This window comes from Pseudomonas sp. NY15181 (genome assembly GCF_048068055.1).
GTDB lineage: Bacteria > Pseudomonadota > Gammaproteobacteria > Pseudomonadales > Pseudomonadaceae > Pseudomonas.
On sequence record NZ_JBLUPT010000002.1, the window covers coordinates 140,192 to 154,116 of the forward strand.

A 13,925-nucleotide genomic window follows, 5' to 3' on the forward strand; every position below is an offset into this window, starting at 1 on the left:
GGGGACGCCACGGAGACAGGCAGCAAAAAAGCCTCGAAACAGCTTTGAGAAACCCTGGACGTGGCCGCCCGGAAAACGGATGGGTATCCTAGCATCTCCTCGCCCGCCGGGGTTAAGAGGCTGGCCGCCAGCCTGCATAGACCCTGCGGATAGCCCGAAAGGTTCATTCGACGATGAAAACCCCTGCACGCCGCCACGCCGGCCTGCTGCTCGGTTCCCTGCTGCTGCCGCTGATGGCGGTGGCCGCAGATCCGCAGCCCACCCACGAATACACCCTGGACAACGGTCTGAAGGTCGTCGTCCGCGAAGACCACCGCGCGCCCGTGGTGGTCTCCCAGCTCTGGTACAAGGTCGGCTCCAGCTACGAGACGCCCGGCCTGACCGGCCTGTCCCACGCCCTGGAGCACATGATGTTCAAGGGCAGCCGCAAACTCGGCCCCGGCGAGGCCTCCCTCGTGCTGCGCGAACTCGGCGCGGAAGAGAACGCCTTCACCACCGACGATTACACCGCCTATTACCAGGTGCTGGCCCGCGACCGCCTGTCGGTGGCGCTGGAACTGGAAGCCGACCGCATGGCCCATCTGAGCCTGCCGGCCGACCAGTTCAAGAGCGAGATCGAGGTGATCAAGGAGGAGCGCCGCCTGCGCACAGACGACAAGCCCAACGCGCTGGCCTTCGAGCGCTTCAAGGCCGCCGCCTATCCCGCCAGCGGCTACCGCACGCCGACCATTGGCTGGATGGCCGACCTGCAGCGCATGACCATCGACGACCTGCGCCACTGGTACCAGGCCTGGTACGCGCCGAACAACGCCACCCTGGTGGTGGTCGGCGACGTCAGCGGCGACGAGGTGAAAGCCCTCGCCCAGAAGTACTTCGGCGAGATTCCCAAGCGCGACCTGCCCGCCGCGCGCAAGCCGCTGGAACTGGCCGAGCCCGGCGAACGCCGGCTGACGCTGCATGTGCGCACTCAGCTGCCAAGCCTGATCATGGGCTTCAACGTGCCGAGCCTGGGCAGCACCGACAACCCCCGCGAGGTCAACGCCTTGCGTCTGCTCTCGGCGATCCTCGACGGCGGCTACAGCGCGCGCCTGTCCTCGCGCCTGGAGCGTGGCGCGGAGATCGTCACCGGCGCATCCGCCTCCTACGACGCCTTCGCCCGTGGCGACAGCCTGTTCTTCCTGAGCGCGACGCCCAACGTGCAGACCGGCAAGACCCTCGAGCAGGTCGAGGCCGCTCTCTGGCAGCAACTGGAAGAGCTGAAGAAAACCCCGCCCAGCCCCGAGGAACTGGAGCGCGTGCGCGCCCAGGTCATCGCCGGGCTGGTCTACGAGCGCGACTCCATCGCCAGCCAGGCCAGCACCATCGGCGAGCTGGAAAGCGTCGGCCTGTCCTGGAAGCTGGCCGACCAGGACCTGGAATCCCTGCAGGCGGTCACCGCCGAGGACATCCAGAAAGCCGCCCGCACCTATTTCACCCGCTCCCGCCTGACCCTCGCCCAGGTCCTGCCGGAAGTCGCCACCGACAAGGAGCCGAGCCATGAGTGAACGCAATGGCCTGCGCTACGGCCTGGTCGGGCTGATCGTCATCGCGCTGATCGCCGGACTGGTGCTGTTCGTTTCCCGCCCCGCCGCCGATACCGGGGTCGCCAAACCGGCACCCGAGCCGAGCGCGCCCACCGGCCTGCAATCCCTCGCCGAAGCCGCCGGCAAGGCGCCCGGCCACCGCAAGCTGGACATCCAGCAGTGGAAGACCGCCGAAGGCGCCCGCGTGCTCTTCGTCGAAGCCCATGAACTGCCGATGTTCGACCTGCGCCTGACGTTCGCCGCCGGCAGCAGCCAGGATGGCGACGCCTACGGCCTGGCCATGCTGACCAACGCCATGCTCAACGAAGGCGTGCCCGGCAAGGACACCAGCGCCATCGCCGCCGGCTTCGACGACCTGGGCGCCAACTTCGGTAACGGCTCCTACCGCGACATGGCGGTGGCCAGCCTGCGCAGCCTGAGCGAGCCGGCCAAGCGCGATGCCGCGCTGGCGCTGTTCGACCAGGTGATTGGCCAACCGACCTTCCCCGAGGACGCCCTGGTACGCATCAAGAACCAGGTACTGGCCGGCCTCGAGTATCAGAAGCAGAACCCCGGCAAGCTGGCGGGCCTGGAGCTGTTCAAGCGGCTGTACGGCGATCACCCCTACGCCCATTCCAGCGACGGCACCGAGCAGTCGATCCCGAAGATCACCACCGCCCAGCTGCGCGCCTTCCACCAGAAGGGCTACGCCGCCGGCAACGTGGTCATCGCACTGGTCGGCGACCTGACCCGCGAGCAGGCCGAGAGCATCGCCAACCGCGTCTCCCAGTCGCAGCCCAAGGGCCCTGCCCTGCCGGCCCCGGCCGAGCCGCAGGCGCCCAAGGCCGGTGTCACCCACATCGAGTTCCCGTCCAAGCAGACCCAGCTGATGCTGGCGCAACTGGGCATCACCCGTAACGATCCGGACTACGCCGCGCTCTACCTGGGCAACCAGATCCTCGGCGGAGGCGGCTTCGGCACCCGCCTGATGGACCAGGTGCGCGAGAAGCGCGGCCTGACCTACGGCGTCTACTCCGGCTTCACCGGCATGCAGTCGCGCGGGCCCTTCACCATCGGCCTGCAGACCCGCGCGGAGATGAGCGAAGGCACCCTCAAGCTGGTCCAGGACATCGTCCGCGACTACCTCGACAAGGGCCCGACGCAGAAGGAACTGGACGACGCCAAGCGCGAGCTGGCCGGCAGCTTCCCGCTGTCCACCGCGAGCAACGCAGACATCGTCGGCCAACTGGGCGCCATCGGCTTCTACGACCTGCCGCTGGACTACCTGGAAACCTTCCTCGGCCAGGTGCAGGCGCTGAGCGTCGAGCAGGTGCGGCAGGCTATGCGCCGCCACCTCGACGCGAACGCCTTCGTCATCGTCACCGCTGGCCCGACCGTACCGCAGAAGCCGCTGCCGCCGCCCACCGACAAGCCCGCCGAGCAACCCGTCGGCGTACCGGAGCACTGATGAGCAAACGACCCGACGGCGCCTCACGCGCCGCACAACGTCCCCACGGCGGCCAGGGCCAGCTGCGCATCATCGGCGGCGAGTGGCGCAGCCGCCGCTTCGCCTTCCCCGAAGGCCCGGGCCTGCGCCCGACGCCGGACCGAGTGCGCGAGACGCTGTTCAACTGGCTCGCCGCCTACGTACCCGGCGCCCGCGTGCTGGACCCCTTCGCCGGCAGCGGCGCGCTGTTCCTCGAAGCCTTGTCACGCGGCGCCAGCGCCGGCCTGGCGCTGGACACCAACGCTGAAGCGGCGGCCGCCCTGCGCGGCCACCTCGGCACCCTCCAGTGCACCAGCGGCCAGGTCCTGCTGACCGACGCCCTGCGCTACCTCGAAGCACAGCCGGCCAGCCCGTTCGACCTGGTGTTCCTCGACCCGCCCTTCCACCAGGACCTGCTGCAGAACGCCTGCCGCCTGCTGGAAGAGCGCGGCTGGCTGGCCAAGGACGCCTGGATCTACACCGAAAGCGAAGCCGCGCCCTCCAGCCTCGGCCTGCCGCCCAACTGGCGCCTGCACCGGGAGAAAAAGGCCGGGGCGGTGTATTACGCGCTGTGGCAGCGGGAAGGCTGATCGCTCATATCGACTTCCCGACATCGACAGTGCGGGTGCGCACCAGCTCCACGCCGTCGACCACCATCTTCCACCTCCCGCCCTCCTGATAGGGTGGTTTCGACACCTCGAAGTGCGTATCGAAAGGCCCGATGCCGACGCTGAAACCGTCGGCGTCGTAGCTCTTTATCGGTGCTTCGATGGAGCGTGAATTGCCGCCCGAGAGCCGTTTGTAGGCGACACGGCCGTCCGCCGTGATCAAAAGGCTCATCTGCGGCGAAGTCCAGTAGCCCACATAGGCCTTGTGCTCCTGCGGCACCGGCTCACCGCAGGCCGCCAGCCACAGCACCAGGCTCAACCCCGCGATTCTTTTCCACATTCCGGCAACTTCCTTCATGTGCGTCCTCCGACGCACAACGCATCCATGGCAGGGCCGACTTGGCGCTACTATCACAGCTCGTCGGCCCATTTGCTCAATGATGACTATACCGTCCCCGTTCAAACCCGCCTGGTGGCTCCCCGGCCCGCACCTGCAGACCCTGTACGGCTCGCTGCTGCGTAAAGCGCCGACCCTCGATCGCACCCGCGAACGACTGTGGCTGGAGGATGGCGACTTCATCGACCTGGACTGGCACGGCCCGCATGAGGCCGATACGCCGCTGGTGCTGGCGCTGCACGGGCTGACCGGCTCCTCGTCCTCGCACTACATCCTCGGCCTGCAGCAGCGACTGGCGGCCCAGGGCTGGGCCAGCGTGGCGCTGAACTGGCGCGGCTGCTCCGGGGAGTCGAACCTGCTGCCGCGCGGCTATCACTCGGGCGTTAGCGAGGACCTGGCTTCGGTGGTCGCCCACATCCGCGCCCAGCGGCCAATGGCCCCGCTCTATGCAGTGGGCTATTCGCTGGGCGGCAACGTGCTGCTCAAGTACCTCGGCGAATCGTCGGACAGCTGCCCGCTGAAAGGCGCGGTGGCGGTGTCGGTGCCGTTCCGCCTGGATCAGTGCGCCGACCGCATCGGCATTGGTTTCTCCAGGGTCTACCAGGCGCACTTCATGCGCGAGTTGGTGGCCTATGTGCAGACCAAGCGCCAGGCCTTCGCCGCCAGCGGTCATGTGGAGAAGCTCGCCGCGCTGGAGCGCCTCGGTCCGCTGGACGGCATGCGCACCTTCTGGGATTTCGACGACCGGGTGACCGCACCGCTGCACGGCTTCGCCGATGTCCACGACTACTATCGACGCGCGTCCAGCCGCTACTACCTGGGGGGCATCCGCGTACCGACCCTGGTCATCCAGTCCAGCGACGATCCCTTCATCCACGCACAGAGCATTCCCCAGGCCGGCGAGCTGTCGGCCTCCACCGAACTGGAACTGCTGACCCACGGCGGCCATGTCGGCTTCATCGGCGGCGCGCCAGGGCGACCGGACTACTACCTTGAGCGCCGCATCCCGCACTGGCTGCGGCAACGGCACGGCACCTGACTGCCCTGGATCAGCCGGCCGGGGCCGTGATGGGGCAAACTGGAGATGTACCCAGGACGGGAAGGCCGGACAGGAGTGATGCCATGACCGACGAACCGCTGACGATTCTGCACAACCCGACGCTGAACGATGCGCAATGCGCAGGGATCGCCGCGCTCTATCGCGCGGTGGGCTGGGGCTCGCCCGGCACGACGGCGGAAATCCGCGAACTCTACGAGTTCTCCAGCTACACCCTGCTGGCCCAGGACGACGAGCAGGTCATCGGCCTGCTGCGGGCCGAGAGCGAAACGGCGCAGACCACCTGGCTGGCAGAGATCGCCGTGCTGCCGGGCTTCCAGTCACGCGGCGTGGGGCGCCTGCTGATGGCGCGCTTCCTCGCCGACCACCCGCAGCGCACGCTCTACACCGATGCCACCGAGGGCGTGGAGGAGTTCTTCCTGCGCCACGGCATCGCGCTGCGCCGGCCACGGGTGCCGGGGCCGCGCAAGGCGGATGCCTGAGATGGATAGCGCGCGACGAGAGCCCCTCACCCTGACCCTCTCCCGAAGGGAGAGGGGACCGTTCGGTGCAAGGTGATGTCAAGGTGTCAGCCGGTAGGGCCTGCCCCCTCTCCCTCTGGGAGAGGGCTGGGGTGAGGGAGAGGCAGCCGTAGGGAAGTATCCGCGCCGCTCAGACCCCACCGTAAATCATTCGTGTAGGGCGGATAACCGCTCGCGGTTATCCGCCGATAAAACTCCCCCGCAGCCTCAGTCTTCCAGCGGCACGTACAACCGATCGAACACCGCCGCCACCGCCTCGCGCGCATCCGGGGCGATGTGTCCGCTTTCCAGCGCCAGCACCTGGTAGAGCCCCCGGCGCAGCTGGGCTTCGCTGAGGTCGCCGGCCACCTCGCGGGTGGTACACAGGAAGCGCACCCAGGAAGTGAGGATGATCCAGGCGTTGAGCGTCAGGGCTTCGAGCTGGGTGTCGTCCATCAGCAGGATGCCGGCGTCGACGAAGCCGCGATAGACGGTCTTGGCATTGACCAGCGCCCGGCGGGCGAAGCTGCGGTAGTTGGCCGCCAGTTCCGGGTCAGCGTCGAGCAGGTGCTCGAGGTCACGGTGCAGGAAGCGGTAGCGCCACATCGCCTCGAGCAGCGATTCGAGGTAGTAGATCTTGTCTTCCACCGTCAGCGCGCGGCCCTCCGGCAGGCGCAGGAACTGGTCCACATAGCCTTCGTACTCGGCGAACAGCTCGGCGATGATCGCCTGCTTGTTGCGGTAGTGGTAGTACAGGTTGCCCGGAGAAATGCCCAGGTGCGCGGCGATGTGGTTGGTGGTGACGCTGCGCTCGCCCTGGGCGTTGAACAGCTCCAGGCTGGCCTGGGCGATGCGCTCGCGGGTCTTGATGCGTGGGGCCATTCGCGGAACTCGTGAAGACGGATTGCGGGGCAAAGGTACACCGATTGCTACCGAGTAACACCTGGGCAGGCGCATCCCAGCTTTTCGTTGGCTGGGCCTGGCGACGCAGACACGGCATGCTGATTGACAGTCTAGAGTAATTACTCTAAAAATCCAGCGACAGCACAACAACACGAAGCGTCTCCCCACCGGACGCTTCCCCAGCCGCTTCCGCCAAGGAGCCCGTCATGGTCGCCGATATCGCCTACCTGCAGCAGAGCCAGCAGCAGATCAGCCAGCTGGAATCCCTCCTCGAACGCCAGCGCCAGGCCTACCGCGCCAACCCGATGCCGGATGCCGGCCAGCGCATCGCCTGGCTGAAGAGCCTCGCCAACCTGCTGGTTACCGAGCAGCAGGCGATCATCGCCGCGATCAACAGCGACTTCAGCAACCGCTCGGCCGACGAAACCCTGCTCGCCGAGGTGATGCCCAGCCTGCATGGCGTGCACTACGCGGCCAAGCGCCTGAAGAAGTGGATGAAGCCGTCACGCCGCAGCGTGGGCCTGCAGTTCCAGCCGGCCTCGGCCAAGGTCATCTACCAGCCGCTGGGCGTGGTGGGCGTGATCGTGCCGTGGAACTACCCGCTGTTCCTCGCCATCGGCCCGCTGACCGGCGCCCTGGCCGCCGGCAACCGGGTGATGATCAAGATGAGCGAATCCACCCCCGCCACCGCGCGCATTCTCAAGACGCTGCTGGCCAAGATCTTCCCCGAGGACATGGTGGCGGTCGTCGAAGGCGAGGTGGAAGTGGGCGTGGCCTTCTCCAAGCTGCCCTTCGACCACCTGCTGTTCACCGGCGCCACCAGCATCGGCAAGCACGTGATGCGCGCCGCCGCCGAGAACCTCACCCCGGTGACTCTGGAGCTGGGCGGCAAGTCGCCGGCCATCGTCTCCACCAGCGTGCCGATGAAGGACGCCGCCGAGCGCATCGCCTTCGGCAAGTCGCTCAACGCCGGACAGACCTGCGTGGCGCCGGACTACGTGCTGGTGCCGCACAACCGCGTCGACGAGTTCGTCGACAGTTACCGCCAGGTGGTGCAGGGCTTCTTCCCGAAACTGGAGAACAACCCGGACTACACCGCGATCATCAACGAGCGCCAGCTGTCGCGTCTGAACGGCTACCTGGCCGACGCCAAGGCACGCGGTGCCACGGTCATCCCGCTGTTCCCGCAGGGCCAGGGCCGCCGCCTGCCGCAGGCGCTGCTGCTGAACGTGACCGACGAGATGAAGGTGATGCAGGAGGAAATCTTCGGCCCGCTGCTGCCGGTGATCCCCTACCAGAACCTCGACGAGGCGCTGAGCTACATCAACGAGCGCGACCGCCCGCTGGCGCTGTACTACTTCGGCTACGAAAAGCGCGAGCAGGACTACGTGCTGGCGCGCACCCACTCCGGTGGCGTGTGCCTGAACGACACACTGCTGCACGTGGCCCAGGACGACATGCCGTTCGGCGGTGTCGGCCCGTCGGGCATGGGGCACTACCACGGCCACGAAGGTTTCCTGACCTTCAGCAAGGCCAAGGGTGTGTTCAGCAAGCCGCGCTTCAACGCCGCCCGGGTGATCTACCCGCCCTACGGCAAGTCGCTGCAGAAGCTGGCGTACAAGCTGTTCGTCCGCTGACCTTCCCGGCCGCCGGCAACCCCGGCGGCCTTCCATCACAGGTGCCCTCTACAAAGGTGACAGAAGAAGAATGACAGACACCTCCCTGAGCGCTCCGGGCCTGTCCCGGCGCGGCGTTCTCAAAGTCGGCCTGCTCGGTGGCGCCTTCCTCGCCACCGCCGGCGTCACCGCCACCTTGAGCGGCTGCTCGGCCAGCGTGCCGGCCAACGGCTACAAGGTCCTGCGCGACTCCGATCTGCCCTTCCTGCGCGCCCTGATCCCGGTGATGCTGGCCGGCGCCGTGCCTGCCGAGCGCATGGCCGACGCGGTCAAGGGCACCCTGGAAAGCATGGACTTCGGCCTCCACCGTCTCTCGCCGGAGATGCTCAAGCTCACCGTGCAGCTGTTCGATGTGCTCGCCCTGCCGATCACCCGCGGCCCGCTGACCGGCGTCTGGGGCAGCTGGGACAACGCCAGCGCCGCCGACGTGAAGCACTTCCTCGAGCGCTGGCAGAACAGCTCGATCTCGCTGCTGAAGATGGGCCACAGCTCGCTGCTGCAACTGGTGATGATGGCCTGGTATGGCCGCCCCGAGTCCTGGGGCCACTGCGGCTACCCCGGCCCGCCGAAGGTCTGACCCGGCCAGAACAACAAGAATTCGCCTGAGAGAATCCCGATGCCTGTACCCGATCTGTTCGCCGCCGGCCTGGCGGGTGGCTGGAAAGTCCATGACGGCTCACGCCTGGAAAACGACCTGACCCTCGAAGCCGACGTGGTGATCGTCGGCACCGGCGCGGGCGGCGGCACCACCGCCGAAACCCTCAGCGCCGCCGGCTACAAGGTGCTGCTGGTGGAGGAAGGTCCGCTGCGCACCAGCTCCGACTTCAAGATGCAGGAAGCCGACGCCTACCCGACCCTGTACCAGGAAGGTATCGGCCGGATGAGCAAGGATGGCGCCATCACCATCCTTCAGGGCCGCGCCGTGGGCGGCACCACCCTGGTCAACTGGACCTCCAGCTTCCGCACGCCGGAACCGACCCTGGACCACTGGGCCAAGGAGCACGGCGTCAAGGGCCACAGCGTGGCCGAGATGGCGCCCTGGTTCGAGAAGATGGAGCAACGCCTGGGCGTCGCGCCCTGGGCACTGCCGCCGAACGCGAACAACGACGTGATCCGCAAGGGTTGCGACAAGCTCGGCCTGCACTGGAAGGTCATCCCGCGCAACGTGCGTGGCTGCTGGAACCTGGGCTACTGCGGGATGGGCTGCCCGACCAACGCCAAGCAATCGATGCTGGTGACCACCATTCCCGCCACCCTGGACAAGGGCGGCGAGCTGCTCTACCTCGCCCGCGCCAACCGGCTGCTGATCGACGGCGACAAGGTCAGCGGCCTGGAATGCCTGGCCATGGACGAGCGCTGCGTCGCCCCCACCGGCCGCAAGATCACCGTCAAGGCGCGCCACTACGTGCTCTCCGGCGGCGGCATCAATACCCCGGCGATCCTCATGCGCTCCAAGGCCCCGGACCCGAACGGCCGCGTCGGCCAGCGCACCTTCCTGCATGTGGTGAACTTCAGCGCCGCGCAGTTCGACGAGGTGATCAACCCCTTCTACGGCGCGCCGCAGTCGATCTACTCCGACCACTTCCAGTGGGACGACGGCGCCACCGGGCGCATGTCCTACAAGCTCGAAGTGCCGCCGCTGCAACCCTCGCTGACGTCCACCCTGCTCGGTCGCTTCGGCGAGGACAATGCCATGCGCATGGAGCAGCTGCCGCACACCAACGTGATCCTCGCCCTGATGCGCGACGGCTTCCACCCTGACAGCGCGGTCGGCACGGTCAGCCTGCGCGGCGACGACACCCCGGTGCTCGACTACCGGATGACCGACTACACCTGGGACGGCATCCGCCGCGCCTTCCACACCATGGCCGACATCCAGTTCGCCGCCGGCGCCAAGGCCGTGCTGCCGCTGCATGCCGACGCCGGGTATGTGAAGACCGCCAAGGAAGCCCACGCCCTGATCGACGGCCTGAGCCTGGAGCTGTACCGCACCCGCCTGGGCAGCGCCCACGTGATGGGCGGTTGCGCCATGGGCGAAGACCCGAAGCAGTCGGTGTGCGACAGCCTCGGCCGCCACCACCAGCTGCGGAACCTGTCGATCCACGACGGCTCGCTGTTCCCCACCAGCATCGGCGCCAACCCGCAGCTGTCGGTCTACGGACTCACCGCGCAACTGGCCGACGCCCTGGCCAAGCGCCTGGGCACGGCCTGATCCCGGCGAACAGGCCGTAGGGCGTATAACGCTCCGCGTTATACGCCGGTTAACCCAGGTTTCAGGGCGCTTCGCGCTTGTCACCTGAGCGACGAAGATGCGCGGTGAATCGGCGTATAACCGCGAACGGTTATACGCCCTACGCCTCAGGCCCAAGGCAAGACCCACGCAATGGCTCTGGAACGGGCCCTGCGCGTGACCGCATGGTCCGTCGCCGATAAACTCAGGTAGTCCGTGCGCGGAAGCACTACCAAGGTCGCTTGGCCCCACGGACATGCTGCGTTACCATCCGCCCCGCTGATGCCCAGCCTGCCAACAAGAGCCGACCAGGACGCCGCGATGAATCGAGTGCTGTACCCGGGTACCTTCGACCCCATCACCAAAGGCCATGCGGATCTGGTCGAACGCGCCTCGCGACTGTTCGACCAGGTAATCATTGCCGTCGCCGCCAGCCCCAAGAAGAATCCGCTGTTCCCGCTGGAGCAACGGGTCGAGCTGGCGCGCCAGGTCACCTCGCACCTGCCCAATGTCGAAGTCGTCGGCTTCTCCTCGCTGCTCGCGCACTTCGCCAAGGAACAGAACGCCAACATCCTGCTGCGCGGCCTGCGCGCGGTGTCGGACTTCGAGTACGAATTCCAGCTGGCCAACATGAACCGCCAGCTCGCTCCCGACCTGGAAAGCATGTTCCTCACCCCGTCGGAGAAGTACTCCTTCATCTCCTCCACCCTGGTGCGCGAAATCGCGGCGCTGGGCGGCGACATCACCAAGTTCGTCCATCCCGCGGTCGCCAGCGCCTTGGCCGAGCGCTTCAAGCGCTGACCGCGCCAGCGGTCCCCGAGCGCATGCCGGGCCTCCCCCAGGCCCGGCTTTTCTGCTAGAACAGCTAAGCCCCGCCGCACCTCGCGCAACCCAGGGGCACAATCCGCCGAACGACACGGACACGTCTCCTCAAGAAGAACAACAAGAGGCGAGGCCATGCTCCGCAAGAGCCAGCACCCCGATGCGCTTTCACCGCAGGAGTGGGCGAGCTTCATGCCCACCCCGGCGCAAACCTCCAGCGACAGCCACGGCTGGACGTCGATCACCGCCCGCCGCCACCTGCACCCCACCCGCGGGCACATCGAGCCGCCGCCGCTGGCCGCGCACTTCATCGTCATCCACCTCGATACCCCCGGCGATCTCGGTGTTCGTCTCAATGGTGAGTGGCTGCGCGGGCACAGCCGTCCGGGGCAGATTTCGATCATGTCGGCGAACCAGGAGAACGCCTGGGAATGGTCGTCGGCGATCGACTCCCTGCACGTCTGCCTGGACCCGCAGGTGCTGCGGCGCACGGCGCGCGAGGCGGAATTCCCGGCGTTCGAACTGACCGACGGCATCGGCCTTGAGAACCCGGCGATCTACAACATCGGCCTGGGCCTGCTCGACGAACTGCACGGCAACAAGCCCGGTTCACGGGCCTACGTGCAGGCACTGACCCAGACCTTCTGCCTGGAACTGCTGCGCGGCCACTGCACGCTCCTGGCCGAGGAGCCGGACGAACGCCTGGCGCTCTCGCCGCACAAGCTCAAGGCGGCGCTGGACTTCGTCGAGGCGAGCCTGGCGCAGAACATCTCGGTGGAGGACATCGCCACGGCGGCGCACAGCAGCCCCTGTCACTTCGCCCACACCTTCCGCAAGGCCATGGGCGTATCGCCCTACCACTACCTGCTGCAGCGGCGCATCGAGCGCGCCAAGGTACTGCTGCGGGAAACCGACGCGCGCATCAGCGACGTGGCGCTGGCCACTGGATTCTCCAGCCAGAGCCACTTCACCGCGTGCTTCCACCGCACCTGCCGGGAAACCCCCGGACGCTTCCGCCAGCGCACCGGCGACTGACACCCGGAGCCCGGCGGGCGGGCTCCGGGCGCAGGCTCAGCGATAGCCACCCTTGTTCGCCGGCATGATCCAGAGGCGGGTCAGCAGGCAATACACCACCGCTGCGACCAGCACCGACGGCAGCGAGGCGGTGGTGAAGGCGTAGGGGCCGTGGCTTTCGTAGGTCAGCGGGTCGAGCAGGACGACATAGGTCGCGCACCCGGCCGCCATCGCCAGCACCGCCGCCGGATTGACCCCGAGCCAGAAACGATAGGGGCTGTCCGGTCCGTTTTCGTACAGCGCGCGCACCACGATCCGGCGCCGGCGCATCAGGTAGTAATCGGCGATCTGGATGCCGCACAGCGGCGCGAAGCCGACCCCGATGAAAGCGAGGAAGGTGCCGAAGTTGGCGAAGAACAGCTCCGGGATGATCAGACCGACCAGCGCCACCGGCAGGATGGTGATCAGCAGGATCGCCGGCCACGACAGGCGTTCCAGCGCCTTGAAGTGCTGCAGGCCGATGGCAGAGGCATAGACCCCCGCCACGGCGGTACCGAGGTTGGCGGCGGCGACGAACAGCAGCGCGACGATGCCGTAGGTCGGCCCGCCGATGCTGCGCAGCCACTCCGACGGATCGGACACCTGCAGCACCAGCACCCCGGCGATGCCGATCAGGCTCAAGGCCGGCACCGGCGCCGACATGCCCAGCATGATCGGCAGGGCCGCCGTGCGCCCCTTGGGCGCCATCCGCACCATGGCGCCCATGTACGGCCACCAGGACAGCAGCGAGGCGATGCCGATCTCGACGCCGGTGGTGTAGTTCCACAGGCGGTCGGGCGAGGCAGACGCCGGCACCGCGCTGGCCAGTTCGTCCCAGCGCTGGCTGACGATGATGTAGAGCATCCAGAAGCCCACCAGGACGTGCACCACCAGGATCTTGGCGACCCGGTCGACCCCGCTGGAACCCTTGAGCAGGAAGCAGAACACCAGCGAGCAGGCCAGCAGGATGGTCATCGGCACCAATAACGCGCCGCTGCCGTCCTGGATCACGCCCAGCGCCAGCAGCAACTGGGTGGTCGACTTGGCGAAGAAGATCAGCAGCAGGGAGTTCCAGCCGACGATCGAGATGAACTGCATGGCGCTGACCAGTACCCAGCCGCGGTTGCCGAACTGCGGCTTGACCGAGGCGATCGAGTCGACGCCGAAGCGCATGCACACCGGCACGACGGCCAGGGCCACCAGCAACATACCGATCATGCAGCCGGCGCTGAGGGAGATCGACCCGCTCAGGAACGGCAGGTAGGCGCCGACGTAGCCGCCGATGAGATAGCACCAGGTCGCCGCCGCCGCGGTGGCCAGCGAGATGCCCAGTTTCCAGCTGCCCCAGGTGCGCTCGCTGCGCAGCAGCGGCAGGGCGCTCTTGTCCGCCTCGACGGCGGCGCTGACGGAAGCCTGGGTGGCCTCCGCCGATGCCGAGGAGAGTTGCCCGTTCATGCGTACCACCCCGCGACCAGCGCCACCACCGGCAGGACCAGTCCCAGCAGGAGCAGCCAGAACCAGCTCATCGCATCGAAGTCTTCGCCCTGCTCAGCCGGGTCTTCCAGCAACCGCAGACGTCTTTCCAGTTCGCCCGTTTGTTCTTGCATTTGTTCGGCCCTCATCCAGAAAGG

Annotated in this window: 14 protein-coding genes; 10 read left to right on the plus strand and 4 right to left on the minus strand. The window is 67.3% G+C overall.

Translation table 11 applies throughout. From position 1 onward, the window contains the following. The first annotated feature begins 173 nt into the window (after positions 1–173). From ACNFBT_RS06105 to rsmD, 3 genes are read left to right on the plus strand one after another with little or no spacing between them, the layout of a single operon-like run. Positions 174–1,544, plus strand: a complete 1,371-nt coding sequence (locus tag ACNFBT_RS06105) for a M16 family metallopeptidase (RefSeq protein WP_416747439.1) — start codon at positions 174–176, stop codon at positions 1,542–1,544. Continuing rightward, positions 1,537–3,030 (plus strand): M16 family metallopeptidase, encoded by a 1,494-nt coding sequence (locus ACNFBT_RS06110; RefSeq protein WP_416747441.1) that lies wholly within the window; start codon positions 1,537–1,539, stop codon positions 3,028–3,030. Before ACNFBT_RS06105 ends, ACNFBT_RS06110 begins: the two co-directional genes overlap by 8 nt. Continuing rightward, complete coding sequence (rsmD, locus tag ACNFBT_RS06115) at positions 3,030–3,638, plus strand: 16S rRNA (guanine(966)-N(2))-methyltransferase RsmD (protein ID WP_416747443.1); 609 nt, start codon at positions 3,030–3,032, stop codon at positions 3,636–3,638. Before ACNFBT_RS06110 ends, rsmD begins: the two co-directional genes overlap by 1 nt. Positions 3,639–3,642: 4 nt before the next feature. Here rsmD and ACNFBT_RS06120 read toward each other — a convergent pair whose 3' ends face one another. Further along, complete coding sequence (locus tag ACNFBT_RS06120; RefSeq protein WP_416747445.1) at positions 3,643–4,014, minus strand: hypothetical protein; 372 nt, start codon at positions 4,012–4,014, stop codon at positions 3,643–3,645. 82 nt (positions 4,015–4,096) lie between these two features. Between ACNFBT_RS06120 and ACNFBT_RS06125 the strand changes: the two genes are divergently transcribed. Together ACNFBT_RS06125 and ACNFBT_RS06130 are read left to right on the plus strand one after the other, a co-directional pair. Beyond that, a complete protein-coding gene (locus tag ACNFBT_RS06125; protein ID WP_416747447.1) occupies positions 4,097–5,092 on the plus strand; it encodes a hydrolase in 996 nt (331 codons plus the stop codon). An 83-nt stretch (positions 5,093–5,175) separates the two neighbouring features. Continuing rightward, positions 5,176–5,592 carry a GNAT family N-acetyltransferase gene (locus ACNFBT_RS06130; protein WP_416747449.1) on the plus strand — a complete coding sequence of 139 codons (417 nt, stop codon included), beginning with the start codon at positions 5,176–5,178 and terminating at the stop codon, positions 5,590–5,592. A gap of 246 nt (positions 5,593–5,838) precedes the next feature. Here ACNFBT_RS06130 and ACNFBT_RS06135 read toward each other — a convergent pair whose 3' ends face one another. Then, entirely contained in the window at positions 5,839–6,492 is a 654-nt protein-coding gene (locus tag ACNFBT_RS06135; protein ID WP_416747451.1) for a TetR/AcrR family transcriptional regulator, read from the minus strand. A gap of 227 nt (positions 6,493–6,719) precedes the next feature. Between ACNFBT_RS06135 and ACNFBT_RS06140 the strand changes: the two genes are divergently transcribed. The 5 genes from ACNFBT_RS06140 (at position 6,720) to ACNFBT_RS06160 (ending at position 12,276) form a co-directional block, all read left to right on the plus strand. Further along, positions 6,720–8,150 carry a coniferyl aldehyde dehydrogenase gene (locus ACNFBT_RS06140; RefSeq protein ID WP_416747453.1) on the plus strand — a complete coding sequence of 477 codons (1,431 nt, stop codon included), beginning with the start codon at positions 6,720–6,722 and terminating at the stop codon, positions 8,148–8,150. A gap of 70 nt (positions 8,151–8,220) precedes the next feature. Continuing rightward, positions 8,221–8,766, plus strand: coding sequence for a twin-arginine translocation pathway signal protein (locus tag ACNFBT_RS06145; RefSeq protein ID WP_416747455.1), 546 nt, complete (start codon positions 8,221–8,223; stop codon positions 8,764–8,766). A gap of 39 nt (positions 8,767–8,805) precedes the next feature. After that, positions 8,806–10,401 carry a GMC family oxidoreductase N-terminal domain-containing protein gene (locus ACNFBT_RS06150; protein ID WP_416747457.1) on the plus strand — a complete coding sequence of 532 codons (1,596 nt, stop codon included), beginning with the start codon at positions 8,806–8,808 and terminating at the stop codon, positions 10,399–10,401. A 339-nt stretch (positions 10,402–10,740) separates the two neighbouring features. Continuing rightward, positions 10,741–11,220: a pantetheine-phosphate adenylyltransferase gene (gene coaD / locus ACNFBT_RS06155; protein WP_184590535.1), complete on the plus strand. Its 480-nt coding sequence runs from the start codon at positions 10,741–10,743 to the stop codon at positions 11,218–11,220. A gap of 156 nt (positions 11,221–11,376) precedes the next feature. Then, positions 11,377–12,276, plus strand: a complete 900-nt coding sequence (locus ACNFBT_RS06160; RefSeq protein WP_416747459.1) for a helix-turn-helix transcriptional regulator — start codon at positions 11,377–11,379, stop codon at positions 12,274–12,276. Positions 12,277–12,312: 36 nt separating this feature from the next. On the opposite strand, the gene ACNFBT_RS06165 is transcribed toward ACNFBT_RS06160, so the two are convergent. Both ACNFBT_RS06165 and ACNFBT_RS06170 read right to left on the minus strand, forming a co-directional pair. Further along, positions 12,313–13,749 carry a purine-cytosine permease family protein gene (locus ACNFBT_RS06165; RefSeq protein WP_416747461.1) on the minus strand — a complete coding sequence of 479 codons (1,437 nt, stop codon included), beginning with the start codon at positions 13,747–13,749 and terminating at the stop codon, positions 12,313–12,315. Beyond that, positions 13,746–13,901, minus strand: a complete 156-nt coding sequence (locus ACNFBT_RS06170; protein WP_416747463.1) for a hypothetical protein — start codon at positions 13,899–13,901, stop codon at positions 13,746–13,748. Before ACNFBT_RS06170 ends, ACNFBT_RS06165 begins: the two co-directional genes overlap by 4 nt. Positions 13,902–13,925: the final 24 nt, after the last annotated feature.